Consider the following 24740-nt stretch of genomic DNA (forward strand, 5'->3'; position numbering starts at 1 on the left):
GGCCACACGAAAACGACTTCATCAGGGGTGGAGCATCCGCGGCATGGTGTAGCTGCCGAAAAGCCTGATCGGTCCTCAGCGCGCCTCGCGAAGCGTCGTCGGCAGCATGCGGGAACTAACGCTCCCGCATGATCTCGTGCCGGTAGCGCTGCAGCGGCGACAGGAGATAGCTCAGGATGCTGCGCGAGCCGGTCCTGATCTCGACGGTCACCGCCATCCCCGGGGACAGATTGACGAGGCGGTCGTCCACCTGCATCTGGCTGCGATCGAGCGAGATGCGGGCGCTGTAGCTCAACTCCTGCCCGCTGGGCTCGCTGCTGTCGCGTTGCGTCGCGGGCGCGCGGTCGCTCCCGCGCTCCTGGGGCCGGTCGCGGATGATGGCGTCCTGCGAGACGCTCAGGACCCGGCCTGCGAGAAGGCCGTAGCGGGTAAAATTGAAAGTATCGATCTTGATGGCGGCGCCCTGCCCGGCCTCGACAAATCCGATATCGCGGTTGGAAATCATCGCCTCGATCTCGAGCCGCGTATCGGTCGGCACGATCACCAGCAGCGACTGTGCGGGCGTGACCACGCCGCCCACAGTGTGGACCGCGAGCTGCTGCACGACGCCGTCGACCGGCGACGTCAGTTGCTGAAGCCTCGTCCTCTGCTGCGCCTTGATCAGATCGCGCGCGACCCCATTGGCTTTCTGTTCGCTCTTGGCAAGCTCGTCGGAGAGACTTTTCCTGTACTCGGCCAAGGCCTGGATGCGGGTCTCCCGGATCGCGGCGACGGCCGCCTCGGCCTCCTTCAATCGGCTGCTCTGGACGCGAAGCTCCTCCTGTTGCTCGATCTGGAGCTGGAGGGTCTCATAGTAGGTCAGCTTCGAGCCGATCTCCTTCTCCATCAGCGTCTTGCGAATCTCGACACGCTGCTGGGTGACCGGCAGCAATGCATCAAGCTTGTGAATCGTCGCCGCAATTGTCTGATGTTCGGCCTCCTTCTGCGCTTCCTGACGCGCCAGCGCCGCGAGCTTGGCCCTGTTCTCGCTGACCTGATTGGCGAGGAGCTGCCGTTGCGTCGCGACCAGCATGGGATCGGCGTCCTCTGGTACGACGAGATCGGCGGACACCTCTTCGCCGCCCGCCAATGCGGCGCGGAGGCGCGCGACGTTGAGCCGCTCGGCCATCAGATCGTCGTGCAGACGATCGCGCTCTGCGGCGTTCACGGTCGGATCAAGCTCGATCAGCAGGTCGCCCGATTTGACCGATTGCCCGTCCTGCACGTGAATGGCACGCACAACGCCGGTCTCGAACGGCTGGACCACCTTGCTTCGCCCGCTCGACACGACCTTGCCGGTTGCGGACGCCACGATGTCGATCGTGCCCCAGGCCGACCAGGCCAGCGCCGCGCAGACAAGCAGCATCAGGGTCAGGGCGATGGCGCGGCCGATCGGCGACGGCGGTGTTTCCGTGATTTCCAGCGCCGCCGGCAGGAAGGCGACTTCCTCGGCGCGTCGGTCCTTTCCATTCCGGAACGGGATCACGGTCTGCTCGGGACGAGCGGCCGGCACAGTGCTAGCCGACCTCATAAATGCCTCCCTGGAGACGATGCAGGGCGGCGTAGCGGCCGCCGGTGTTGATCAGCGCGTCATGCGTGCCGTCCTCGACCAGACGGCCGCGTTCCAGGGTGAAGATGCGATCGGCGCCGCGGACGGTGGACAGACGGTGCGCGATGATCAGGACGGTGCGGCCTTTCGCGATCTCCTTCATGTTGTCATGGATGATCCGCTCGCTCTCATAGTCGAGCGCGCTGGTGGCTTCGTCGAAGATCAGGATCCGGGGATTGCCGACCAGCGCGCGGGCGATCGCAATGCGCTGGCGCTGCCCGCCCGAGAGCGTCGAGCCGCGCTCGCCGACCATCGTATCGTAGCCCTCGGGGAGCTCCAGAATGAAATCATGCGCGCCCGCCAGCTTGGCCGCGTCGATGATGCGATCCATCGGCAGGCTCGGATCGGCCAGCGCGATGTTGTCGCGCACGGACCGGTTGAACAGCATGTTGTCCTGGAGCACGATTCCGATCTGCCGACGGAGCCCGGCCGGGTCGGTCGTCATCAGATCCATTCCGTCGACCAGCACGCGGCCGCCTTGCGGAACGTAGAGCCGCTGCACCAGCTTGGCGAAGGTGCTTTTGCCCGAACCGGACGATCCGACGATGCCGACGGTTTGTCCGGCTGGAATATCGAATGAGACATCGTGCAGGATCTCCGGCCCATCGGGCCGGTAGCGGAAAGACACGTGCTCGAAGCGGATGTTGCCCCGGATCGGCGGCAGCCCCGCGCGGGCGGCGGAGTACGCCGGCTCCGCTGCGCTGTTGAGGATGTCGCCGAGCCGGGCGATCGACAGTCGCGCCTGATGAAAATCCTGCCAGACCTGCGCGAGCCGCAGTACCGGGGCCGACACCCGCCCTGCGAAGATGTTGAAGGCCACGAGCTCGCCGACGGTCAGTGCGTCACCGATCACCAGCCTGGCTCCGACATAGAGAATGCCGGCAGTGACGATCTTGCTGACGAGCTGCACCAGCTGGCTTGCCGTGTTGCCGAGGCTGGTGACACCGAAGCTCGCCGAGACATAACCAGCGAGCTGCTCTTCCCAGCGGCGCTGCATCTGCGGCTCGACCGCCATCGCCTTCAGCGTTTCGATGCCGCTGACGCTCTCGACCAGGAAGGCCTGGTTCTCGGCGCCACGGCGGAATTTCTCGTCCAGCCTGCGGCGAAACAGCGGCGTCGCCACGGCCGAGATCGCGATGTAGAACGGGAACGACGCCAGCACGATGAAGCTCATCTGCGCCGAATAGGCGAACATCACCGCGAGGAACACCGAGGTGAAGACCAGGTCGATGAGAAGCGTCAGTGACGAGCTGGTGATGAAATTGCGGATGTTCTCGAGCTCACGGACCCGCGCCACGGAATCGCCGACGCGCCTGGCCTGAAACCACGCCATCGGCAGCGCCAGCAGATGGTGGAACAGGCGGGCCCCGAGCTCGACGTCGATGCGGTTGGTCGTGTGCGCAAACAGGTAATTGCGCAGGATCCCGAGCACGGTGTCGAACAGGGAGACGACGACGAGGCCGATGACGAGGACGTCGAGCGTGGACAGCGAGCGGTGCACCAGAACCTTGTCGATCACGACCTGGAAGAACAGCGGCGAGACCAGCGCAAAAAGCTGGAGGAAGAACGAAGCCGCCAGCACCTCGCCCAGCAGCCGCCGGTATTTGCCGATCGCGCCGATGAACCAGGTGATATCGAAGTGCCGCCCGAGGTCTGACAGGCCGGCGCGCCGGACCATCAGGATCAAGCCGCCGTCCCATATCGCGCACAGCTCGTCGCGATCCATCAGCACCGGGCGCTGCGCCTCCGGGGACTGCACCAGCACCTTGTCGGCGGAGGCCTTTGCGATGACCATGAAGCCGCCGTCCCGCAGCATTGCGATCGCAGGCAGCGGAGTGTCCGACAGACGGCTCCACTGCGTTCGGTAGGTTCGCGCTTTAAGTCCGAGAGACCTGGCGCAGCGGACGATATCCGCTGCGCCGAAACCTGCCGCGCCGAGCCGGTGCCTGAGCTGCTCGCGATCGGCCGCAACACCTTGCAGATGCAGCAGCGTCAGCAACGCATCGAGCCCCGTATCGGCGGAGACCACGTTGGTCGTCATGAGCGTTCTCCAGGCCGCAGCCGCCAGCTTCAGGCGTGCTGGGGCGGTGCGAGCACCTGGCTCTGCGCCGCGTGCGGATCGGGCAGCGGCATCTCGCCGTTGCCCTCACCTGCCGGGACGAAGCTCGCCGCCATGGCCTGGTTGAGCAGCATCGCGGCCGCGAACGCTCCGCCCTGGATGACGACGTTGTTGCCGGTGCCGCCGTCCAGGATGTCGAGGCCGCCGCCGCCGATCAGCACGTCATCACCGGCACCACCTGCCAGCGTGTCGTTGCCGGGGCTGCCGATCAGCACGTCGTCGCCGTTGCCGCCATTGGCGACGAGCTGGATGCCGCCGTGCAAGCCGGAAGCCGTAATGACGTCATCGCCATCGAGGCCGTTGATGACGATCCTGTCGCCGGCGCCGGCATCGGTGATGTTGATGTCCTGGCCGAGCCCCGACACCGTGATGATGCCGTCGTGCTCGGTCACCGTGATGACGTCGTTGCCGCCGGTTGCGTTGATGGTCACGGTATCCGCGGCGCCGTCGTTGGCGCCGAGATCGAGGTCGACCTGGCTGACGCCGGTGCCGGAGAGGTCACCGACGGTAATGTTGTCGGCACCGCCGAGAGCATTGAAGTCGACATGCTCGACCCCGTTCAGGTCCATCGCAATGGCGGCGACATCTCGCGTGAACAGCACCCGGCCCCCATTGGCCGAGATGTTGATGGTCTCGCTGATATTGGCGCCGTTGAATGCCAGCGTGTCGGTGCCCTTGCCGCCTTCGACGGTATCGCTGCCGTCGCCGGGATTCCAGACGAAGGTGTCGTCGCCGGCACCGAGATTGGCGAAATCGTTGCCGCGTCCGCCGTTCACAATATCATTGCCGGCACTGCCGGTGATGGTGTCGTTGCCGTCGCCGCCGTTGATGTTGAGGCTGAACGACTGTCCCGCCTTGATGGAAGACGCATTGATGACGTCATTGCCTTGTCCGCCGTTGATGCCGAGCACATCACCGGCGTCCGCGTGTGCAATCGTCACCTGCGCAGCGAGGCCGTTGACCACGATCGATCCGCCGGAGGTCACGACCGATATGTTGTCGTCACCATTCGTGCCGTTCACGGTCACACGGTCCGCCGCGCCATCGCCGCTCTGGCTGCCGGGGCCGGCACTGAGGTCGATGGCAACCTGCGTGATTCCTGTCCCGGTCAGATCGTTGACGGTGATGTTGTCGGCGCCGCCTGCTGCCGCGATCTGCACGTGCTCGACGCCAGCGAGGTCCATGACGATAGCACCGACGTCACGGGTGAGTAGCGCACGGCTTCCGTTCGCCGAGATCGACATGGTCTCGGCCACATTGGCGCCGTTGAACAACAGCGTATCGGTTCCCGTGCCGCCTTCGACAGTGTCGCTGCCGTCACCGGGATTCCACGTGAAGATGTCGTCGCCTGCGCCGAGAAGCGCGACGTCATTGCCGCGGCCGCCGATGACCTTGTCGTTGCCGTCGCCGCCGATCAGGGTGTCCGCGCCCTGGCTGCCGGTGATGGTGTCGTTGCCCGCCCCGCCGTCGATGGTCAGCCCGATCGCCGAGCCGAGCGTGGATGCATCGATCACGTCATTGCCGCCGAGCGCCTGCACGACCAGCCGGTCGTTGCCGGCCTCTGCATTTGCGATCGTCACGACCTCTTGCAGCCCCGTGACCGTCACCGTTGTGCCCGTGGCTGTGACCTCGATGTGCTGATTGCCGTTGCTGCCGTTGACGGTCACCGTATCAGCTGCGCCGTCGCCTTGCGTCCCTCCCGGAACGGCTCCGAGATCAACCAGCACCTGCTTGACGCCGGTCCCGGTGAGGTCGCCGACGGTGATGTTGTCGGCGCCGCCACGCGCATCGAATTCGATCTGCTCGACGCTGTTGAGATCCATCGTGATGTTGGCGACGTCGCGGGTGAAGCGCACCCGGCCGCCATCGGCCGAGATGTTGATGGTCTCGTTGATGTTGGCGCCATTGAAAAGCAGCTTGTCGCTGCCCGATCCGCCTTCGACCGTGTCGCTGCCATCACCGGGATTCCAGATGAAAGTGTCGTCGCCACTCCCGAGCTGGGCGACGTCATTGCCGCGTCCGCCATTGACGATGTCGTCGCCGCTGCCGCCGATGATGAGGTCGTTCCCGTCGCCGCCGATGATCCTGTCGTTGCCGGCGCCGCCATCGAGCGTCAGCGAGATTAGGCTGCCGAGTCCGTTGCCCGCGGTGATGACATCGTCGCCACCGCCCCCGTGCAGGACGAGATTTTCCGTCGTGCCGATATCGAGCGAGAACGGCGCCGCGCCCGCCCCGTCGAGCCGCACGCGGGTGCCGTTCGCCGTGATCGTGAACGTCTCGGCACCGTTGTTTCCGTTGACCTGAGCCGTATCGTTGCCCTCACCACCTTCGAACAGGTTGGTGCCGCCGCCGGGATTCCAGATCATGACGTCGTCGCCGGCCTCGCCGAACAGCTGGTTGTCGCCGCTGCCGCCGTCCAGCATGTCGTTACCCGCTCCGCCGAACAGCAGATCGTTGCCGCCGCCCCCTTTGATCAAATCGTTGCCAGCCTGACCAAACAGAAGATCGGCTCCCGAGCCGCCGGTGATCCTGTCATTGCCGTCGCCGCCGAAGATGTGCACCGCCGGCATCGGTCCGTGGCATTCGTCGACGGTGATCGTGTCGTCACCGCCCTGACCGAAGATGTCGATCGCGGTGGTGTTGCCGACCGTGGGTTCGCCACCAACCGTTTTCACGTGCCCGTTATTGACCAGGATGCGGCCGGACTTGTCGCGACTTATCACGAGGCCGTTATTCGCGCTGTCGCCGAAAATGGTGAGTTGCCCCGTAACCGGGGAAAACACAGAGGTAATGGACATCCAAATATCCTTCGATCGATCTAGCCCCTCCTTTCGAGGCGTAGCAGCCGCCAACATGACTTTCTTGAAGAGTTCCTTGAGACGCGCGTGATTATTCTGGAGATTCCCTCCAGATTTGCCGCGAGCCGATGTCGGGCCGGCCGCGGATGTGAGACTGTCACATTCGGGCTGCCTGTTTGCATGCAGCGTCTCCTTGAAACAGGCCGCGGTCGTTGAACGCGCACGAATGCAACCGAACTGCCGGGCAAAACGACTTGCGGATCGCCTCGGCACCGGAGAGATTCGTCGCTCCTACGGAGGAACGCGGATGCCGGCTGATGCGCGATAAGAACCTGAATCGTCATCACCCCTTCAGGCCGTTGGTTGCGCACGAACTCTCCGGAAACCGCTTCGCAATTTTCCGCATCATGCTTTAGGTTGGTCAGTTGTGGGATCCACCACGACAACCTGTGGGCAACCGCTAGACATGCGACTTCAGCAGTATTTGCAGCTGTTGGCAGCAACCCTGCTTGCGGCGTTTGGGGCCACCGTTGCGTTCGTCGTCCCATTTTGCGTGCAGATCGAAGAGCCGATCAACGTCCTTGTCGTCACGCAAGTCCTGAACTTGATGATGACGACGTTCATGGTCGCAATGGTCCACGCCGTGCTGCTTGGTCTTCCACTCTTTCTTCTCGTCCGCCGTGCGCGATCCCACGTCGGGATTGCAGCCTGCGCTCTCGGAGGCTTCGTCGTCGCAGCACTACCATTCGGTCTCCTGGCATTGATGTCCGTGCTCAGTACCCAGAATGCTTCGACTGGCGGGAGGCCAACGATCGTCAATGGCGTGCCAACCCTGTTCTTCTGGATCGACTACATTCGCGCGGTAGGACTGGCCGGTTTTCCGGGCCTTGTTGGCGGCGTCGCTTTTTGGGCGGCCATGCGGTACGGGGCCGCCCGGCGATCGTGGGGTGTCGTTTCTGCGGCCGCGCTTCTGACGTGTGGCGTCTTCATCTTGCCGGTCGTCGTAAAGGACAGAAGCTGCCACAACCTGTTCAGAGACGGACGCACATCCGTCGGACCGCAGGTTTATGCAAATTTGAAGGTGCCTGCCGAAGACTGGAGAACACTCGAGCAAACATTCGTTGATTTCGGTCACGCGCATGCGCTGTCAATTCGCGGCGACGAACAGGTTCGAAACGGGCGCAGCACATGGCGCACACTGGACCTGTGCAACGAGGCCGGCATCAGCATCAACGTGTACGATGAGCCTTGGCTGGTGCGCGTGCATTCGCCTCGTGCCGACAACGGCATGACGCTCAGCATCTACTCGCTGAAGCCAGACACGGACTGGAAACCGCTCGCTCGCGATGTCCTCAGTGAGATCGAGACAATTTGGCCCCGGAGAACCACATTCCAGGGACCCAGTGGTCAGATGCTGTCGTTCGAAGACGCAATGAAGGGACGGCCATAGCCGTCCCGCACGCTCGCCTTACGCCGACTTCTTCTTCGACTTCGGCTTGGTCGCCTTCGGCATGACCGGCGCCTCCGGCGTGCCCTCGATCGAGGACAGGCGGCCGGCCGTGAAGGTGTAGATGCCGGCGCGCGGACCGGTCGTCCACGTCACGACCGCAACGCGCCTGCCGGCAGCGTCACCGGAGAGGTTGACGCTCGAGGGCGCGCCAATGCCGCGCACCACGTCGCATTCGGTGTGGCCGAGCGCGACGGTGCCGCCCATCGGAGCCGGCGCGGTCGTCGACGCATTCGCATCGGCCGGCCCGGGCGGCGCCGCCATGCCGGCACAAGCGCCGTCAGCGCTGACCAGATCCTCGGCCCCAACCGGCTTGTCGGGGGTCAGCGGCGGCGACTCGATCGAGATGCTTTTGATGAACAGGCGGCTGGGCGTGTTGAACCACTGGGCATCCCTGGACAACAGATCGGTCCCGCCCGAACAGCCCGCGACCAGCGGGGCTACGGCCGCCAACGCAACTATGAGCGAGCTGGGAAGCTTTTGATGTCGCACGATAAACTAAATTCCCCGAGTGAAGGATCGGCCCTAAGCAATTGTACCAACACCACTTTGCGGCACGAAGGTGACAAAAGCCATCATCCCCCGAAAAGTGCAAATTATCATTAATTGCGAGCGACCGCTAATTCCGCTTCTGCCACCGGCCCCGCTCGTCAGCCTGCCAATAGGTGACATCAAATCCCCGTGCCTTGCAATCCGTCCAGGCGCTGCGGGCGAACGCAAGCGCGTCCGGATCGTCGCCGTCGAACAGCAGCACCATGCGCTCATAGCCCTGTGCGTCCTGCGGCAGCGCGGCGTTGTCGACGAGGAAGCGGACATTGGCACCGTTCGGATTGTCCTCCTCGACCGCCAGCACGATCGGCTGATCGGCTGCGTCGCTGACCCGCCATGTCGCGTGCGGCAGGAAGGAATCGTCGCGATAGGTCCACAAATGGGCGTCGAGCGTATCGGCGCGCTCCGGCGAAGTCGATTGCACCACGACGCGCCAGCCGCGCTCCAGCGATTTCTCGAGAAGCGGCGGCAACACGTTCTCCACCGTCATGTTTTGCAGATGGTAGAACAGGACTTCAGTCATCTCGGGTCATTTGCGCTCGTAATGGTCGGCGACCAGGCGGTCGAGCAAGCGAACGCCATAGCCGCTTCCCCAGCTGTGGTTGATGTCGGTCTTCGGCGCGCCCATGGCGGTCCCGGCGATATCGAGATGCGCCCAGGGCGTGCCGTCCACGAAGCGCTGGAGGAACTGCGCCGCGGTGATCGAGCCGCCATGGCGGCCGCCGGTGTTCTTCATGTCCGCGAACTGGGAATCGATCAGCTTGTCGTATTCGGGGCCAAGCGGCAGGCGCCAGACCTTCTCGCCGCTCTCGATGCCGGCCGCCAGCAGCCGCTCGGCAAGCTCGTCATTGTTGGAGAACATGCCGGCATGCTCGGTGCCGAGCGCAACCACGATGGCGCCGGTCAACGTCGCCAGATCCACCATGAATTTCGGCTTGGTTTTCTTGGCCACGTACCAGAGCACGTCGGCAAGCACCAGGCGGCCTTCCGCGTCGGTGTTGATGATCTCGATGGTCTGTCCCGACATCGAGGTGACGATGTCGCCCGGGCGCTGCGCGTTGCCGTCCGGCATGTTCTCGACGAGGCCGATGGCTCCGACGACGTTGACCTTGGCCTTGCGTGCCGCGAGCGCATGCATCAGGCCGACGACGCAGGCAGCGCCGCCCATGTCGCCCTTCATGTCCTCCATGCTGCCGGCCGGCTTGATCGAAATGCCGCCGGTGTCGAAGCAGACGCCCTTGCCGACGAAGGCAACCGGCGCCTCCCCCTTCTTGCCGCCGTCCCAACGCATGATCACGGTGCGGCTCGGCCGCGCCGAGCCTTGGCCGACGCCGAGCAGCGCGCCCATGCCGAGCTTGTCCATCGCCTTGACGTCGAGCACCTCGATCTTGACTCCGAGCTTGCGGAGCAGGCCTGCGCGGCGCGCGAACTCCTCGGGGAAAAGTACGTTCGGCGGCTCGTTGACCAGGTCGCGCGCAATGACCACGCCGTCCACGATCGCAGCGGCCGATGCAAACGCCTTCTTCGCGGCGACGACATCGCCGACCGCGAACGAGACGTCGGCGCGCGTGCCGCCCTCCTCGCCGTCCTTCTTCTTGGTCTTGTAGCGGTCGAACTTGTAGGTGCGCAGCCGCAGGCCCGAGGCGATCGCGACCGCCTGCTCGCTCGTCATGGCGCCATTGGGCAGTTCCGCCATGATGGTCATGGCCGCCGCCCCGGCCGGAAGCTTGCTCGCCGCCACGCCGCCGAATTTGAGGAAGTCGTTGGCCTTCAGGCCGGCTGCCTTGCCGGCGCCGATCACGATCAGGCGTGTGGCCTTCACGCCCTCGGGTGCAAGGATGTCGAGCGCAGCACCGCTTTTGCCCTTGAAGGCGGCGGCGGCGGCCGCCCGCTTCACGAGTTCGGTGGCGCCGCCGAGCGCCTTGGCGGTCGCCGGGCCGAGCTTCAGAGCGTCGTCGCAGAACACGACCATGATGCCACGGACGGCGGCAGACAATGGAACGAAGCCGACCTTGATGGCATCGGACATGAGTAACTCCTCAAAAACATTGCGCTTTTTACCGATCGGCGGTCCCGGCCACGGGCCGGAGCTGAACGGCGATTCACTGAGCGTGCCGCACTATGGGCCACCGGCCCGGCAGATGCCAAGCACCCCCCGTGGCCGAGGGGCCACAACGAGGGAAATATTAACCATATATTGAGGGTGCCACGGGGCAGCCATTTTGTTGACGGATCAAAGGGATGGTACTGAGAGAGTAAGCCGGCGGATGAGATGGTTGGCCGACCTTGGGGATCCCCTTGCGGGGATTGGTTGGACAGCTGGAATTCCGGCCGGCATTGGGGACTTGGTGGGATTCGTGCGGTAGCGCATGGGGTCAATCGATAGGTATATCTTCCGCACGACGCTCGCGTCGTTTGCGCTGGTCCTGGTCAGCCTCACGGGCGTGATCTGGATTACGCAGGCGTTGCGCGGCATCGACCTGATGACGAGCCAGGGTCAGACCATCCTGACCTTCCTCGGCATCACCAGCCTCGTCGTGCCCGCGCTGGTCCTGATCATCTCGCCGATCGCGCTGATGATTGCGATCTCGCATACGCTGAACAAGCTCGCGACCGATTCCGAGATCATCGTGATGAATGCCGCCGGCTTCTCGCCGTTCCGGTTGTTCTATCCGTTCTTCTACGCCACCTGCGTGGTGGCGCTGCTGGTCGCCTTCATCGCGGCCTATCTCGCTCCCGACGGCATGCGGCGGATCAAGCAGTGGGACGCCGAGATCACCGCCGACGTGCTCACCAACATCCTGCAGCCCGGCCGCTTCGCCCAGCTCGACAAGAACCTGACGATCCGGATTCGCGAGCGCCAGCCCGGCGGCATCCTCGCCGGCATCTTCATCGACGACCGCCGCGATCCGAACGAGCGGGTCTCGATCGTCGCCGAGCACGGCGAAGTCGTGAAGAACGACAACGGATCGTTCCTGGTGCTGGAGACCGGCAATCTCCAGCGCTTCGAGGCCGGCAAGCGCGATCCCGCGCTGGTGGCGTTCGGCCGCTACGGCTTCGACATGTCGAAGTTCTCGGGCCAGGGCCGCGACGTCACCCTCGGCATCCGCGAGCGCTATCTCTGGGAGCTGCTCTCGCCGTCCGAGGACGACCCCGTCTACAAGCAGATTCCCGGCCAGTTCCGCTCGGCTCTGCATGACAGCCTGCTGGCGCCGATCTATCCCTTCGCCTTCGCCGTGCTGACCTTCGCGTTCCTGGGAGCGCCTCGCACCACGCGACAGAGCCGCAATTTCTCGATCGGCTCATCGATTCTTGCCGTGTTCGGCCTGCGCATGGCCGGCTTTGCCTGCTCGGTGATGGCGGTGAAATCGCCGGGCGCGGTGCTGGTCCAATATGCGATGGTCATCGGTGCCATCGGCCTCGGGCTGGCGATCATCATTGGCGGCCTCGTGGTCGAGCCGCCGCCGCGCCTCATGGAGGCCATCAACAGGTCGAACGCGCGCATCGCGCGGCTGTTCCGACGGCCGGCCACCGCATGAGCATGCTTACCAACACACTCGGGCGCTATTTCGCCGGCCGTTTCGTGGTCGCGGCGCTCGGCGTGTTCGCCAGCATTTTCCTGTTGCTGGTGCTGGTCGATTACATCGAGATGGTGCGCAAGACCTCGGGGCTCGCATCCGCCTCCGCGGTCATGGTGGCCGAGACCTCGCTGTTCCGCGTGCCGCAGCTGCTGGAGAAGCTGACGCCGTTCTGCATGCTGATCGGCGCCATGACCTGCTATCTCGCCCTCTCCCGCCGGCTCGAGCTCGTGGTCGCGCGCGCCGCCGGCGTCTCCGCATGGCAATTCATCTCACCGGCGCTCGGCAGCGCGCTGCTGATCGGCGTGATCGCCACCGTCGCCTACAATCCGATGTCGGCCAATCTGCGCGAGCTCTCCAAGCGCATGGAAGCCGAGCTGTTCGGCTCGGCGCCCGGCGGCGGCATTCAGGACGCCTCCGGCTTCTGGCTCAATCAGGTCACCAATGACGGCCAGACCATCATCAACGCGGCGCGCAGCGAGCAGCAGGGCGTCCGGCTCACTGGGCTCACGCTGTTCCGGTTTGACACAGAGCAGCACTTCAAGGAGCGGGTCGAGGCGCGCGAGGCGACGCTCGAGGCCGGCCGTTGGCTGTTCAAGGGCGTCCGCCGCTTCTCGCTGGATTCGCCGCCGGTCGATCAGGCCAGCCTGGAGATTCCGACGACGCTGACCGAGGCGCAGGTCCGCAACAGCTTTTCCACACCCGAGACTGTGTCCTTTTGGCAACTACCGAGCTACATCCGCTCGTCCGAAAGCTCGGGCTTCGCGACAGCCGGATACCGACTCCAGTATCAGAAGCTTCTGGCACAGCCGTTTTTGCTCGCGGCCATGGTGATGCTCGCGGCCTCGGTGTCGTTGCGCTTCTTCCGGATGGGCGGCGTGCAGAAGATGGTTTTGAGTGGCGTGGGTGCAGGCTTTCTGCTCTACGTTCTGTCGAAAGTGACTGAAGATTTGAGCAAGGCTGAGTTGATGCATCCGATCGCTGCGGCGTGGTTGCCCGTGGTGGTGGGCGGCCTCACCGGCTTTTTGGCCTTGCTGTATCAGGAGGACGGATAGTGACGGCCGTCCACCGAGGGCCCGTGTCTCGTTTGACGCGGCGCACATTGGTGCGCGCGAACGGGTGTGGCTTGTCCATTCGCAGGTTCCTGTTTGCCGTCGCCGCCGTGGCATCGCTCGGTGGCCTGATGGACGTTGCCGCCGTGGCGCCGGCCTCCGCCCAGAGCTTCACCTACAATCCGCTGCCGCCGCGTGCGAAGCCGCCGAAGGCCGTCAACGACAACCAGATGCTGGTTCAGGCGACCGAGGTCGACTACGACTACAACAATTCGCGCGTCTCCGCGGTCGGCAACGTCCAGCTGTTCTACAACGGCACCAGCGTCGAGGCCGACAAGGTCATCTACGACCAGAAGACCAAGCGGCTCCATGCCGAAGGCAACATCCGCATGACGGATGCCGACGGCAAGATCACCTATGCCGAGATCCTGGACCTGTCCGACGATTACCGTGACGGTTTCGTCGATTCGCTGCGCGTCGACACCGCCGACCAGACCCGCATGGCGGCGAGCCGCTCCGATCGCTCCAGCGGCAACTACACGGTGTTCGAGAACGGCGTCTACACGGCCTGCGCGCCGTGCAAGGACGATCCGAAGAAGCCGCCGCTATGGCAGGTCAAGGGTGCGCGCATCATCCACGATCAGCAGGAGAAGATGCTGTATTTCGAGACGGCGCAGCTCGAATTCTTCGGCGTGCCCATCGCCTATATGCCCTATTTCTCGACGCCCGACCCGACCGTGAAGCGCAAGACCGGCTTCCTGATGCCGGGCTTCACGTCGAATACGCCGTTCGGCTACGGCGTCGAGGTTCCGTTCTACTGGGCGATCGCGCCCGACATGGACGCGACCTTCAGCCCGCGCATCACATCCAAGCAGGGCGTGCTGTTCCAGGCCGAATTCCGCCAGCGCCTGATGGACGGCGCCTATCAGATCCGCGTCTACGGCATCGACCAGCTCGATCGGAGCGCGCTCGCCGGCCAGCCCGGCGACAAGCAATTCCGCGGCGCCGTCGACACCAAAGGTCAGTTCGCGCTGAACGACAAATGGGTCTGGGGTTGGGACGGCGTCCTGATGTCCGACTATTATTTCTTCTCGGACTATCGGTTGTCGCAGTATCGCGATCCGCTCGGCTCGTTCCTGTATCTGCCGACGGATGCGCTCTCGCAGCTTTACCTGACCGGCGTCGGCAATCGCAGCTTCTTCGACGCGCGCACGATGTACTGGCTGAGCTACTCGGGCAACCAGAGCCAGGTGCCGGTCGTCTACCCCGTGATCGACTATTCGAACGTGCTGAACTATCCGGTCTTCGGCGGCGAGTTCAGCTACAAGACCAATTTCGTGAACCTGTCGCGTGACACCGCGGTGTTCGATCCGATCACGACGCTCGCCAACACCAACAGCCTGTGCACGACGGCATCGGCCGATCCGCTCGCGCGCACGCCGTCGCAGTGCCTGATGCGCGGCTTCCCGGGCACCTACACCCGCCTGACGGCCGAAGCGCAATGGCGCAAATCCTTCACCGATCCGTTCGGTGAAATCTGGACGCCGTTCGCCATTCTCCGCGCCGATGCGATCAACTCCTCGGTCTCCAACCAGCCGGGCGTGTCGAACTATCTTCCTGTCGGCGACACCCAGGCGTTCCGCCTGATGCCGACCGTTGGCCTCGAATACCGCTACCCCTTCATCAACGTTCAGCCCTGGGGCTCGACCACCATCGAGCCGATCGCGCAGATCATCATTCGGCCGAACGAGACCTATGCCGGCAAGCTCCCGAACGAGGACGCGCAGAGCATGGTGTTCGACGCCTCGAACCTGTTCAGCGTCGACAAGTTCTCCGGTTACGACCGTGTCGAGGGCGGCGGCCGCGCCAATGTCGGCGTGCAGTCCACCATGCAGTTCGACAGGGGCGGCGCCATCAAGACGCTGTTCGGCCAGTCCTACCAGCTGTTCGGCATGAACTCCTTCGCGGTCCAGGACTCCATCAATACGGGCGTGGATTCCGGTCTGCAAAGGCCGCGCTCCGACTATGTGGCGAGCGCCGCCTATTCGCCGAACAGCACCTATACGTTCAGCGTTCGCTCGCGCATGGACGAGCAGACCTGGAACGTCCAGCGCTTCGAGGCGGAAGGCCGCGCCAACTTCAACCGCTGGTCCGTCAGCATGCTGTACGGCAATTACGCGGCGCAGCCGGAACTCGGCTATCTGACCCGCCGAGAGGGCATCCTGACGACGGGCTCCATCAAGGTCGCGGCCAATTGGGTGGTCACGGGCTCGGCGCGCTGGGACCTGGAGGCCAACAAGATCAACCAGTATGTACTCGGTGCCGGCTACGTCGACGATTGTTTTGTGCTCGGCTTGAACTATGTAACAGCGTATAGCTATTCCGCAGGCGCGACGCCGCCCGTGCTGAACCACGCGATCATGTTCCAGATCGGCCTGCGCACGCTGGCGAACACAGCGACGACCAGCAGTTCCGGCGGCGGTCTCCAGTGATTGGTTTGAAGGTGCCGGCCGCGTGTTCCCAATCGCAGGTTCACCGCGGCTGACATGCGAGCGACAAATATGACGATCCCATTGCCTGTCTTCCGCCTCTTCCTCCTCCTCACCGCCCTGCTCCTGGCCGGCACGCCGTCGCGCGCGCAGAACATCGTCGTGATGGTGAACGGCGATCCCATCACCGACTTCGACATTGACCAGCGCTCCAAGCTCGACCAGCTGACGACGCAGAAGACACCGGCCCGTCAGGAGGTCATCAACGAGCTGATCGACGACCGGGTGAAGATGAAGGAAGGCAAGAAATACGGGGTCGATCCCGGCGTCTCCGACATCAACCAGTCCTACGATGGCATGGCGCAGCGCATGCGCATCTCGCCGGACCAGCTCACCAAGTCGCTCGAGGTCAAGGGCGTCCGCCCCGAAACCCTGAAGAGCCGCATGAAGGCCGAGATGGTCTGGACCAGCCTGGTGCGCGGCCGCTTCAAGGAAAAGCTGTTGGTCGGTGAGAAGGACGTCGCGCAGGCCGTGCAGGCCCAGACCGGCGACAAGCTGCAGATCGAGGGCACCGAATACAAGATGCAGCCGATCGTGCTGATCGTGCCGCGCGGATCGTCGCCGGCGTTCCTGGAGACGCGGCATAAGGAAGCCGAGCAATATCGCTCGCGCGTCGGAAGCTGCGAAGAAGCCAATTCGTTGTTCCGCTCCACGCCGAACGCCACCATCCGCGACATCGTCACCAAGACCACCGCTGAATTGCCCGAGGCGCTCCGCAAGGTCCTCGACGACACGCCGATCGGCCATCTCACCGCCCCCGAGACGACCAAGGCGGGCATCGAGATGGTGGTGCTGTGCTCGCGCAAGCCGACCATGATCGACACGCCGAAGAAGCGCGAGGTCCGCGAGAAGATGTATCAGGAGAAGTACGAGAAGACCCAGAAGGCCTATCTCGAGGACCTCCGCAAGGCGGCGATGATCGAGTATCGCAACCGCTGATGGCCCAGCAGCCTGCCAAGCCTCTCGCCCTGACGCTGGGAGAACCTGCCGGCATCGGCCCCGACATCACCATCGCAGCCTGGCTCAAGCGCCGCGAACTGGGCCTGCCGGCCTTCTATCTGCTCGGCGACGAGGCGCTGATCGCGCGCCGCGCCAAAGCGCTCGGCGCCGAAATCAGGATCGCTTCGGTGAGCGCCGGCGAGGCCGGGGCCGCTTTCCCCGAGGCGCTGCCCGTGGTCGCGACCGGCGAGCGCGCGAGTGCCGAGCCCGGCAAGCCCGACGCATCGAGCGCGCCGGCCGCGCTCGCCTCGATCCGCCAGGCAGTCACTGATGTCCGCGACGGTCGCGCCGGCGCCGTCGTCACCAATCCGATCGCCAAGAGCGTGCTCTATCGCGCCGGCTTCCGCCATCCCGGCCATACCGAATTCCTCGCCGAGCTCGCCGCGGAAGACGGCCGCGTGCCGCAGCCGGTGATGATGCTGTGGTCGCCGCGGCTCGCCGTGGTGCCCGTGACCATCCACGTCTCCTTGCGCGACGCACTGGCCCAGCTCACCAGCGAGCTGATCGTCTCGACCGTGCGCATTGTCGCGACCGAACTCAAATCCCACTTCGGCATCGCGAATCCGCGCATCGCGATCTCCGGCCTCAATCCGCACGCGGGCGAGGACGGCTCGCTCGGCCACGAGGAGCAGACCGTGATCGCGCCAGCGATCAAGACGTTGCGCAGCGACGGCATCGAGGCGAAGGGACCGCTCCCCGCCGACACCATGTTCCACGAAGCCGCGCGAAACAGCTACGACTGCGCCGTCTGCATGTACCACGACCAGGCTCTGATCCCGATCAAGACGGTGGCGTTCGACGACGCGGTCAACGTCACGCTCGGCCTGCCCTTCATCCGCACCTCGCCCGACCACGGCACCGCCTTCGACATCGCCGGGACCGGCAAGGCCAATCCGGCAAGCCTGATCGCCGCGTTGAGGCTTGCGAGCCGGATGGCGGCTGCGAAAACCCGATGAGCGCGATCGACGACCTCCCGCCGCTTCGCGAGGTCATTCGCCAGCACGCCTTGTCGGCCCGCAAATCGCTCGGCCAGAACTTCCTCCTCGACCTCAATCTCACCGCGCGCATCGCGCGTGCGGCGGCTCCGCTCGAGGACTCCACCATCGTCGAGATCGGCCCCGGTCCGGGCGGATTGACGCGCGCCTTGCTCGCGCTCGGCGCCAGACGCGTCATCGCCATCGAGCATGACGAGCGGGCGATCCCTGCCTTGCAGGATATTTCCGCGCGCTATCCCGGCCGTCTCGAGATCGTGCATGGCGACGCCATGACCTTCGACCCGCGCCCGCTGCTGTCGGGCGAAAGAGCAAAGATCGTCGCCAACCTGCCCTACAACATCGCGACCCACCTTCTCGTCGGCTGGCTCACCACCGAGCCCTGGCCGCCCTGGTACGACATGATGGTCCTGATGTTCCAGCGCGAGGTCGGCGAGCGCATCGTCGCGCGCGAGGACGAAGAGGCCTTCGGCCGCCTCGGCGTGCTCGCCAACTGGCGCTGCGAGACCAAGATCCTGTTCGACATTGCGCCGTCCGCCTTCGTGCCGCCGCCGAAGGTCACGTCCTCCGTCGTGCGCCTTGTGCCGCGTGCAGAACCTCTCGCCTGCGATCGCAAGCTGCTCGAGCAGGTCGCGGCCGCCGCCTTCGGCCAGCGCCGCAAGATGCTGCGGCAAAGCCTGAAGTCGCTGGGCGCCGATCCCGCGCGGCTTGCCGCAGCGGCAGGCGTCGATGCGACGCGGCGCGCCGAGACCATTCCGATTTCCGGCTTTGTTGCCATGGCGCGTGAATTGGCGGATATACGAAACGAAAAGTAAGACAGAAATTCCGGAGGAAGAAATATGGCGTTGATGCGTCGGCAGTCCCTCGTCAAGTTCGATGCGCCGCTGTGCGAGACCATCGTCGACACGCCGAAGCCGCAAGGAGGCGAGGTGCTGGTGCGCATCGAGCGCTGCGGCCTCTGCCACTCCGATCTGCACATCCAGGACGGCTACGCCGATCTCGGCGGCGGCAAGAAGCTCGACACCACGCGCGGCATGACGCTGCCCTTCACGCTCGGCCACGAGATCGCGGGCGTAGTCGACGAAGTCGGCCCCGACGTGTTCGCCGGTCTCGTCGGCAGCAAGAAGGCGGTGTTTCCGTGGATCGGTTGCGGCCAGTGCCGCGACTGCGCCAATGGCGACGAGAACCTCTGCGCCAGGCAGCGCTTTCTCGGCGTCTCCATCGACGGCGGCTTCGCCACTCACGTGCTGGTGCCCGACGCGAAATATCTGCTCGACTACGATCCCCTGCCCGTCAACCAGGCCGCGACCCTGATGTGCTCCGGCGTCACCGCCTATGGCGCGCTCAAGCGCCTGGTCGACCGTCCGCGCCAGCGCAATCTCCTGCTGATCGGTCTCGGCGGCGTCGGCATGATGGGCCTTTCCTTCGCGGCGGCCATGTTTAAGCAGCCGATCACGGTCGCCGATCTCAGCGGCGCCGCGCGCGAGACCGCGCTGAAGAACGGCGCCGCGGTGGTCTACGATCCGGCCGAGCCCGACGTGATCAAGCGCATCCTTAAGGAAACTGATGGCGGCTTCGACGAGATCGTCGATTTCGCGGGCAACGAGAAGTCCATGGCTTTCGCGGTCGCGGTCGCCGCGCGCGGCGGCAAGATCGTGGTCTCCGGCCTGATGGGCGGCCAGTTCACGCTGCCGATGGTGCAATGGGTCTATAAGCGCATGACCATCGAGGGCTTCATGGTCGGCACGCTCACCGAGGCTCACGAGCTGATGGCGCTCGCCCGCGCCGGCAAGATCAAGCCGACGCCGATGCGCGAGGAGCCGATGGGCGACGTCCAGACCTGGATCGACGAGCTTCGCGCCGGCAAGGTCGTTGGCCGCATCGTACTCAAGAATTAGCATGCGCGAGAAGCGCGATGCGGCGGGCGTCAGCATCTCGCTGCCGGCTTCAAGATCGCCATTAACTCTATGTTGAAGCAAGCCGGTGTTCCAAATTGAGGAACCTGCTCTGTGCGTATTCGATCGCTGTGGCGCCGGACTCGTCGGCGAGGAAGCGGCGGATGGTCTGCATGGTCTTGCCAGAATTCCAATAAGAGAGCCGCCGGCATCGCGCTCGCGATCATCGCCGTCGTCAACAATCTCGGCGCGACGCTGAACAAGAAGTTCACCTCGATCAGCAGCTCGCTGAAGTAACGCGGGCACGCGCGCTAATTCACTGCATTCGTCGGTCCCACGGAACGGCAACGGCCGCGCCGCGTTGGCAGCCATGTCCATTCGCTGCACCGTCGAGAACGCATTCTTCATCGCCTGGAGCTTCCTGGAGCAGAGCGGAGAGCTCGGCTCTCCGGACGAGACCGCGAACGTCCTGCTCGATGCCATTGAAGCCCAGCTCAGGACCGGTGAACGCCGGCAACTGATGCTCGCCAACAGGGCGATCGATGCCTATCGCGCCCACGCGGAAAAAAGCCGGCCCGCGCATGATTGCGAAGCACGCTTCGGGTGACGAACTTCGGGTGCTGAACATCCTCGTCGCCCTAGGGCCCGCCGGCCCGGCGGCGTTTGAGGTATAGGCCGGCGGTCCGTCGGGCGGAGCGCACGGGGTGCGGTGCTCCGCATCGGGGACGCTACGCCGATCCGCGCCCCTGCTGTGTGCACTCCTGCACAGAGTTCGTGAAGTGGAAGGCCGCCGGGTTCGGCAGCGCCATTTGCCTCGCATACCATGCGCCTCGCCAGCGATTTCCGTAATTCCGCAGACCGGAGGCCAATTTTTCAACGCTTGAAAAACGCCTTGTGTGCACTTTGGAACCGTCGGCTCGGTCACGGAAACGTAGGGTCCTGGCCGGTGCCGATTCCCGGCCAGAGCAACACATGTGACCGGTCGGCCCCAGAACGATCTTCTCCAGCGGCTCAGCCGCCCGGATTTCGAACTGCTCGCGCCGCACCTCCAGCAGGTCGAACTCGAGGCGAGCCACATCCTGCATCACGCCGGCGACGAGGTCACGGCGGTGCATTTTCCCTGCCGCTCGACACTCGTGTCGTTCGCCGTGCCGGTCGAGGACGATCGCGAGGTCGAAAGCCTGCTGGTCGGGCGCGAGGGCGCGGTGGGCATTGCCGCCGGCCGCAGCGCCTCGCTGGCCTATTCGCGCATCGTCGTGAAGCTGGGCGGCACCCTGATGCGGCTGCCGCCGCGCGCGCTCGAGCAGGCCCAGCAGAGGTCGGCCACGCTCCAGCAGGTGTTCTCGCGCTACGCCGACTGCCAGTTCGCGCAGCTGCTCCAGACCGCGGCCTGCAATGCCGCGCATTCGATCGAGCAGCGCGCAGCCAAGTGGATCATCTCCGCGCAGGAGCACGTCGGCGGCCCCGAGATCCCCCTCACCCACGAGCAGCTTGCCGGCATGCTCGGCGTCTCCCGCAGCTATGCCAGCCGCGTCATCCAGATGTTCAAGGCGAGGCGGATCCTCGCGACACGCCGTGGCGCCATCCTGATCCTCGACGCGCCGGCGCTTGAAGCCAGAGCCTGCCGTTGCAGCGATTGGGTGAAGAAGCATTTCGACGAAGTGCTCGGCGCCCGGCATCTGCCAGCGGCTGACACATTGCGGCCTCACGCGCGCGGCGGCGACTGACGCTTGAGGTGCAGATAGGTCGGACTGAAGCCTCCGAGCCGCTGCAGTTCGCGCCATTTCAGCACGATCAGCTCGCTGTCGCGCAAGTCCATGGTCCCGCTCCGCCTGAGGTCGGCGAGCGTCCGGTTCACCGTCGCGATCGCCATGCCCAGCGTCTCACCGAGCTGCGCCAGGCTGATCGGCAGACGGCAGCGATTGCCGCGAACGAGCTGCGCGGCCCGCGCGCGGTAGAACAGCTCGCAGAACAGGTGTGCCATGCGCGTGTGCATCGGCCGGGCGCTGTTGTTGGTGATGGCCTCGCGAAAGATCGCGGCATCGAGCAGGGTCTCGCGCCAGACCGAGAGCGCGAAGGTCGGCCGCCGACGGAACGCGTTGAGCAATTCGCGGTGCGGGATGAAGGCCACCGAGGCGGGCCCGAGCGCGCAGAGGCCATGGTCCATCTGGTCGATGAACAAGCCCTGGGAGTCCGGCAGGTCGCCGGACAGATGGAACGCGAGATATTGCCGCCGGCCGCTGTCGAGCAAATGGTACCGCGCGATCATGCCAGAGACGACCAGCGCCGAATGCTCGGGTTCGTCGCCCTGCCGGATGAAGTCCTCGTTCGGCGCGAACTCACGCTGCACAAAAGTCAGCCCACGAATTTCGGCGACATCCTCCTGTGCGAGCGCGGTGTGCTCGCCGAGGTTCCGGATCAGCACGTCATGGGCTTTTTCCATGTGTCCCGTTCCATGTGTGTCCCGCCAAAAATCCTGCCGGTTCGATCAAATGATACATCTGGCCTGTATCCAGCGGACTAGAACGCTGGTCGGAAGCACAGGTTGCTACCGGTTTGCGACGTTACAGGGTCGCGGGCCCACCATCCCTCGATCGCTGACTGCGCCCGCCCTTCGCATGAGCCCCACGACGATCCTGAAGCGCATTCGCCACCTGTTCGCATCGGATTCGGGCGAGCACCTGGACAGTATCAGCCATGCCTTCCTGCAAGGCAGGTTGAAGGAGCCGGCGCAGCCGATGTCGGATCAGGAGCTTGCGCGCGCCATCCGCGAGTTCCAGGCGGTTCCCGTCTCCGATTGGACCATCGCAAAACTCTCCCAACGCCTGCTCGACCCGGCGATGCCGCGTGACGAGTGAAACACCTCCTGCTGTCCATGCCGCACCCGAAGTTCATCGCTCATCTCCAGGCGATTGAAGGCCTCTCAGAAGACGAACGCCGCCAGATCGCTGGCCTGCCGTCCACGCTCCGTCAGGTTTCGGACGGCGAGATCGTGCTGCGCCAGGGTGAAGATGCCTCTCGCTGCGTTTTCGTCGTCAGCGGATTCCTCTACCAGGCTCGCATCGTCGGCGATCGCAGCCAGATTCTCGCCTTCCACGTTCCGGGCGACATGCCGTGCCTGCACACGCTGCTGGTCTCGCCGATGGATGCGGACCTCGTCGGTCTCGGCCCCACCATCGTCGGCTACGTCGCACACAGCCACCTCAAGCAGCTGCTCGACAGCTCCATTCACCTGACCCGCGCGTTCTGGCGCGAGACGCTGATCGATGCGGCGATCTCGCGACAATGGATCGCGCGCCTCGGTGCACAGGCGGCACTGCCGAAGGTAGCGCATCTGATCTGTGAGCTCGCCGCAAGGCTGGAGGTCGTGGGCCTCGTCAAGAACCGCTGCTTCCAGATGCCGATGACGCAGCGGCATGTCGCCGACGCCTGCGGATTGTCGATCGTCCACGTCAATCGCACCATCCAGGAGCTGAGAGGCCGCCGATTGATTGCCTGGGAGGGAAGCGAGATCGAGCTGTTGCAACCCGACGAGCTCCGCGCGCTCGCGGATTTCACGCCGGATTATCTGACGTGAGCGAGGCGGGCAACTCGGGGGGACGCGCCGGGGTCTGTACAAATGCCGCACCGCTTTTCGCCGGCGCGTGGGCCTGCTAGACTGATGCCATTGTTTTGGGGAATTTTGATGCGCGCGAGGATTTTCAATCGCGTCCCGGGGCTGGCGACGCTGGTCGCGGCCCTGCTCGTCGTCGCCACGCACCCTGCATCGGCCGAGAAGCGCATCGCGCTCGTGGTCGGCAACTCCGCCTACAAGAACATCACGCCGCTCGACAATCCATCCAAGGACGCGAGCCTCATGGCGGAGACGCTTGGCCTGCTCGGCTTCACGCTGGTGGGAGGCCGCGCCCAGCTCGATCTCGACAAGGGCGCGATGGACCTGGCGGTGCAGAGCTTTGGCCGGCAGGTGCAGGGCGCCGACGTCGCGCTGTTCTATTATGCCGGCCACGGCGTGCAGGTCTCGGGCGCCAACTATCTCGTGCCTGTCGGCGCGAACCCGACGCGCGAGGCCGACGTCGACTTCCAGATGACCGACGTCAACCTCGTGCTGCGCCAGATGCAGGGATCGGGCACGCGCCTCAACCTCGTGATCCTGGACGCGTGCCGCAACAACCCTTTCGGCTCGCGCGGCCTGCGCGCCTCCGATGGCGGTCTCGCGCAGATGCGCGCGCCCGAGGGCACGCTGATCTCCTACGCAACGCAACCCGGCAATGTCGCCCAGGACGGCAGCGACGGCCACAGCCCCTACACAAAAGCATTGGCCGCGACGGTCCGGACCGCGGGCCTCGACGTGTTCCAGACCTTCAACCAGGTCGGCCTCGCGGTGAAGCGCGCCACCTCCGGCGCGCAGCAGCCCTGGGTGTCGTCCTCGCCGATCGACGGCACCTTCTATTTCGTACCCCCGACGCAAACCGCCCCGCCGCAGGTCGCAGCGATGCAGCCTGATCCTTTGCCGGCGGATCGGCTGCGCGCCGATCCAGACCGCGTCCCGTTGCGCGATGCCGCCCTGCTGAGCGAGCTCAGCGAGCGGCTCTACGAGCTCAATTTCGATCCTGACAGCCCTGACGGAATGACCCGCGCGATCACAAAGCTGCAGCAGCGGATTTCCATGGCCCCAACGGGCGAAGCCACCGAAGGCCTGCTGCTGCGGATGCGCAAGATGGAGGACCTGAAGCCATGGGGCTCGATCGTCTACGGCCCCGACGGCAGCAAATGGGGCATATCCTGGAACCACGCCTCGCGGCGCGCGGCGGTGGCGGATGCGCGCGGCAATTGCGCCGGCGCCAAATGTCCGATCGAGCTGTCCTTCTATGGTAACCGCTGCGGCGCGTTCGCGATCTCCGACAAATCCTGGTCGCTGGTCCAGCGCGACAGCGTGCAGCGCGCGAAAGACGCCGCGCTTGACGAATGCGGCAAGGCTGGCAAAGCTTGCCGCATTATCGGTTCAGTCTGTGCCGACGGCTCCGGCCGCTGATACTATTTTTCATTTTTTGGAT

The 24740-nt window shown here is 64.8% G+C and carries 20 protein-coding genes and 1 pseudogene; 14 read left to right on the forward strand and 7 right to left on the reverse strand.

Annotation, left to right across the window (positions count from 1 at the left end):
* Positions 1-115: 115 nt before the first annotated feature.
* Genes AC0L3J_RS05775 through AC0L3J_RS05785 form a run of 3 tightly spaced genes read right to left on the reverse strand, consistent with a single transcriptional unit; the run spans position 116 to position 6565 of the window.
* Positions 116-1570: an HlyD family type I secretion periplasmic adaptor subunit gene (locus AC0L3J_RS05775; protein ID WP_473346343.1), complete on the reverse strand. Its 1455-nt coding sequence runs from the start codon at positions 1568-1570 to the stop codon at positions 116-118.
* A complete protein-coding gene (locus AC0L3J_RS05780) occupies positions 1557-3689 on the reverse strand; it encodes a type I secretion system permease/ATPase (RefSeq protein WP_473346344.1) in 2133 nt (710 codons plus the stop codon). The genes AC0L3J_RS05775 and AC0L3J_RS05780 overlap by 14 nt, the downstream gene beginning before the upstream one ends.
* A gap of 29 nt (positions 3690-3718) precedes the next feature.
* Positions 3719-6565 (reverse strand): beta strand repeat-containing protein, encoded by a 2847-nt coding sequence (locus AC0L3J_RS05785; protein ID WP_473346345.1) that lies wholly within the window; start codon positions 6563-6565, stop codon positions 3719-3721.
* Between the two features lie 466 nt (positions 6566-7031).
* Between AC0L3J_RS05785 and AC0L3J_RS05790 the strand changes: the two genes are divergently transcribed.
* Positions 7032-8015 carry a hypothetical protein gene (locus AC0L3J_RS05790; RefSeq protein ID WP_473346346.1) on the forward strand — a complete coding sequence of 328 codons (984 nt, stop codon included), beginning with the start codon at positions 7032-7034 and terminating at the stop codon, positions 8013-8015.
* Positions 8016-8033: 18 nt separating this feature from the next.
* On the opposite strand, the gene AC0L3J_RS05795 is transcribed toward AC0L3J_RS05790, so the two are convergent.
* The 3 genes from AC0L3J_RS05795 to AC0L3J_RS05805 all read right to left on the reverse strand — a co-directional run bounded on the left by AC0L3J_RS05795 (position 8034) and on the right by AC0L3J_RS05805 (position 10650).
* Complete coding sequence (locus AC0L3J_RS05795; protein WP_473346348.1) at positions 8034-8525, reverse strand: hypothetical protein; 492 nt, start codon at positions 8523-8525, stop codon at positions 8034-8036.
* Between the two features lie 166 nt (positions 8526-8691).
* The gene (locus AC0L3J_RS05800) at positions 8692-9144 is read right to left on the reverse strand and encodes a DNA polymerase III subunit chi (RefSeq protein ID WP_027517539.1); all 453 of its coding nucleotides are present in this window, start codon (positions 9142-9144) and stop codon (positions 8692-8694) included.
* A 6-nt stretch (positions 9145-9150) separates the two neighbouring features.
* Entirely contained in the window at positions 9151-10650 is a 1500-nt protein-coding gene (locus AC0L3J_RS05805; protein ID WP_473346349.1) for a leucyl aminopeptidase, read from the reverse strand.
* Positions 10651-10990: 340 nt separating this feature from the next.
* Between AC0L3J_RS05805 and lptF the strand changes: the two genes are divergently transcribed.
* From lptF to AC0L3J_RS05855, 10 genes and pseudogenes are all read left to right on the forward strand, one after another.
* A complete protein-coding gene (gene lptF, locus AC0L3J_RS05810; protein WP_027569682.1) occupies positions 10991-12160 on the forward strand; it encodes an LPS export ABC transporter permease LptF in 1170 nt (389 codons plus the stop codon).
* Positions 12157-13254 (forward strand): LPS export ABC transporter permease LptG, encoded by a 1098-nt coding sequence (gene lptG, locus AC0L3J_RS05815; protein WP_027569681.1) that lies wholly within the window; start codon positions 12157-12159, stop codon positions 13252-13254. Before lptF ends, lptG begins: the two co-directional genes overlap by 4 nt.
* On the forward strand, positions 13254-15743 hold the full coding sequence (locus AC0L3J_RS05820; RefSeq protein WP_473346350.1) for an LPS-assembly protein LptD: 2490 nt from the start codon (positions 13254-13256) through the stop codon (positions 15741-15743). Before lptG ends, AC0L3J_RS05820 begins: the two co-directional genes overlap by 1 nt.
* Before the next feature lie 69 nt (positions 15744-15812).
* Positions 15813-16739 carry a peptidylprolyl isomerase family protein gene (locus tag AC0L3J_RS05825; protein ID WP_456764652.1) on the forward strand — a complete coding sequence of 309 codons (927 nt, stop codon included), beginning with the start codon at positions 15813-15815 and terminating at the stop codon, positions 16737-16739.
* Positions 16739-17755, forward strand: coding sequence for a 4-hydroxythreonine-4-phosphate dehydrogenase PdxA (gene pdxA / locus AC0L3J_RS05830; protein WP_473346351.1), 1017 nt, complete (start codon positions 16739-16741; stop codon positions 17753-17755). Before AC0L3J_RS05825 ends, pdxA begins: the two co-directional genes overlap by 1 nt.
* A complete protein-coding gene (rsmA, locus tag AC0L3J_RS05835; protein WP_473346352.1) occupies positions 17752-18606 on the forward strand; it encodes a 16S rRNA (adenine(1518)-N(6)/adenine(1519)-N(6))-dimethyltransferase RsmA in 855 nt (284 codons plus the stop codon). Before pdxA ends, rsmA begins: the two co-directional genes overlap by 4 nt.
* 24 nt (positions 18607-18630) lie before the next feature.
* A complete protein-coding gene (locus tag AC0L3J_RS05840) occupies positions 18631-19689 on the forward strand; it encodes an alcohol dehydrogenase (protein WP_473346353.1) in 1059 nt (352 codons plus the stop codon).
* A gap of 198 nt (positions 19690-19887) precedes the next feature.
* Positions 19888-19983 (forward strand): annotated as a pseudogene (locus tag AC0L3J_RS05845) (Flp family type IVb pilin); the annotation flags it as partial.
* Positions 19984-20056: 73 nt separating this feature from the next.
* A complete protein-coding gene (locus AC0L3J_RS05850) occupies positions 20057-20293 on the forward strand; it encodes a hypothetical protein (protein ID WP_007609339.1) in 237 nt (78 codons plus the stop codon).
* A 367-nt stretch (positions 20294-20660) separates the two neighbouring features.
* Positions 20661-21413, forward strand: a complete 753-nt coding sequence (locus AC0L3J_RS05855) for a Crp/Fnr family transcriptional regulator (protein WP_473346354.1) — start codon at positions 20661-20663, stop codon at positions 21411-21413.
* Here AC0L3J_RS05855 and AC0L3J_RS05860 read toward each other — a convergent pair.
* On the reverse strand, positions 21392-22129 hold the full coding sequence (locus AC0L3J_RS05860) for a Crp/Fnr family transcriptional regulator (protein ID WP_027517529.1): 738 nt from the start codon (positions 22127-22129) through the stop codon (positions 21392-21394). The genes AC0L3J_RS05855 and AC0L3J_RS05860 overlap by 22 nt on opposite strands.
* A gap of 175 nt (positions 22130-22304) precedes the next feature.
* Between AC0L3J_RS05860 and AC0L3J_RS05865 the strand changes: the two genes are divergently transcribed.
* The 3 genes from AC0L3J_RS05865 (at position 22305) to AC0L3J_RS05875 (ending at position 24718) form a co-directional block, all read left to right on the forward strand.
* The gene (locus AC0L3J_RS05865) at positions 22305-22544 is read left to right on the forward strand and encodes a hypothetical protein (protein WP_456764656.1); all 240 of its coding nucleotides are present in this window, start codon (positions 22305-22307) and stop codon (positions 22542-22544) included.
* Positions 22541-23263 (forward strand): Crp/Fnr family transcriptional regulator, encoded by a 723-nt coding sequence (locus tag AC0L3J_RS05870; protein ID WP_473346355.1) that lies wholly within the window; start codon positions 22541-22543, stop codon positions 23261-23263. Before AC0L3J_RS05865 ends, AC0L3J_RS05870 begins: the two co-directional genes overlap by 4 nt.
* A 108-nt stretch (positions 23264-23371) precedes the next feature.
* The gene (locus AC0L3J_RS05875) at positions 23372-24718 is read left to right on the forward strand and encodes a caspase family protein (protein ID WP_473346356.1); all 1347 of its coding nucleotides are present in this window, start codon (positions 23372-23374) and stop codon (positions 24716-24718) included.
* The last annotated feature ends 22 nt before the right edge of the window (positions 24719-24740 follow it).

It is taken from the genome of Bradyrhizobium sp. Kon37 (assembly GCF_055807535.1).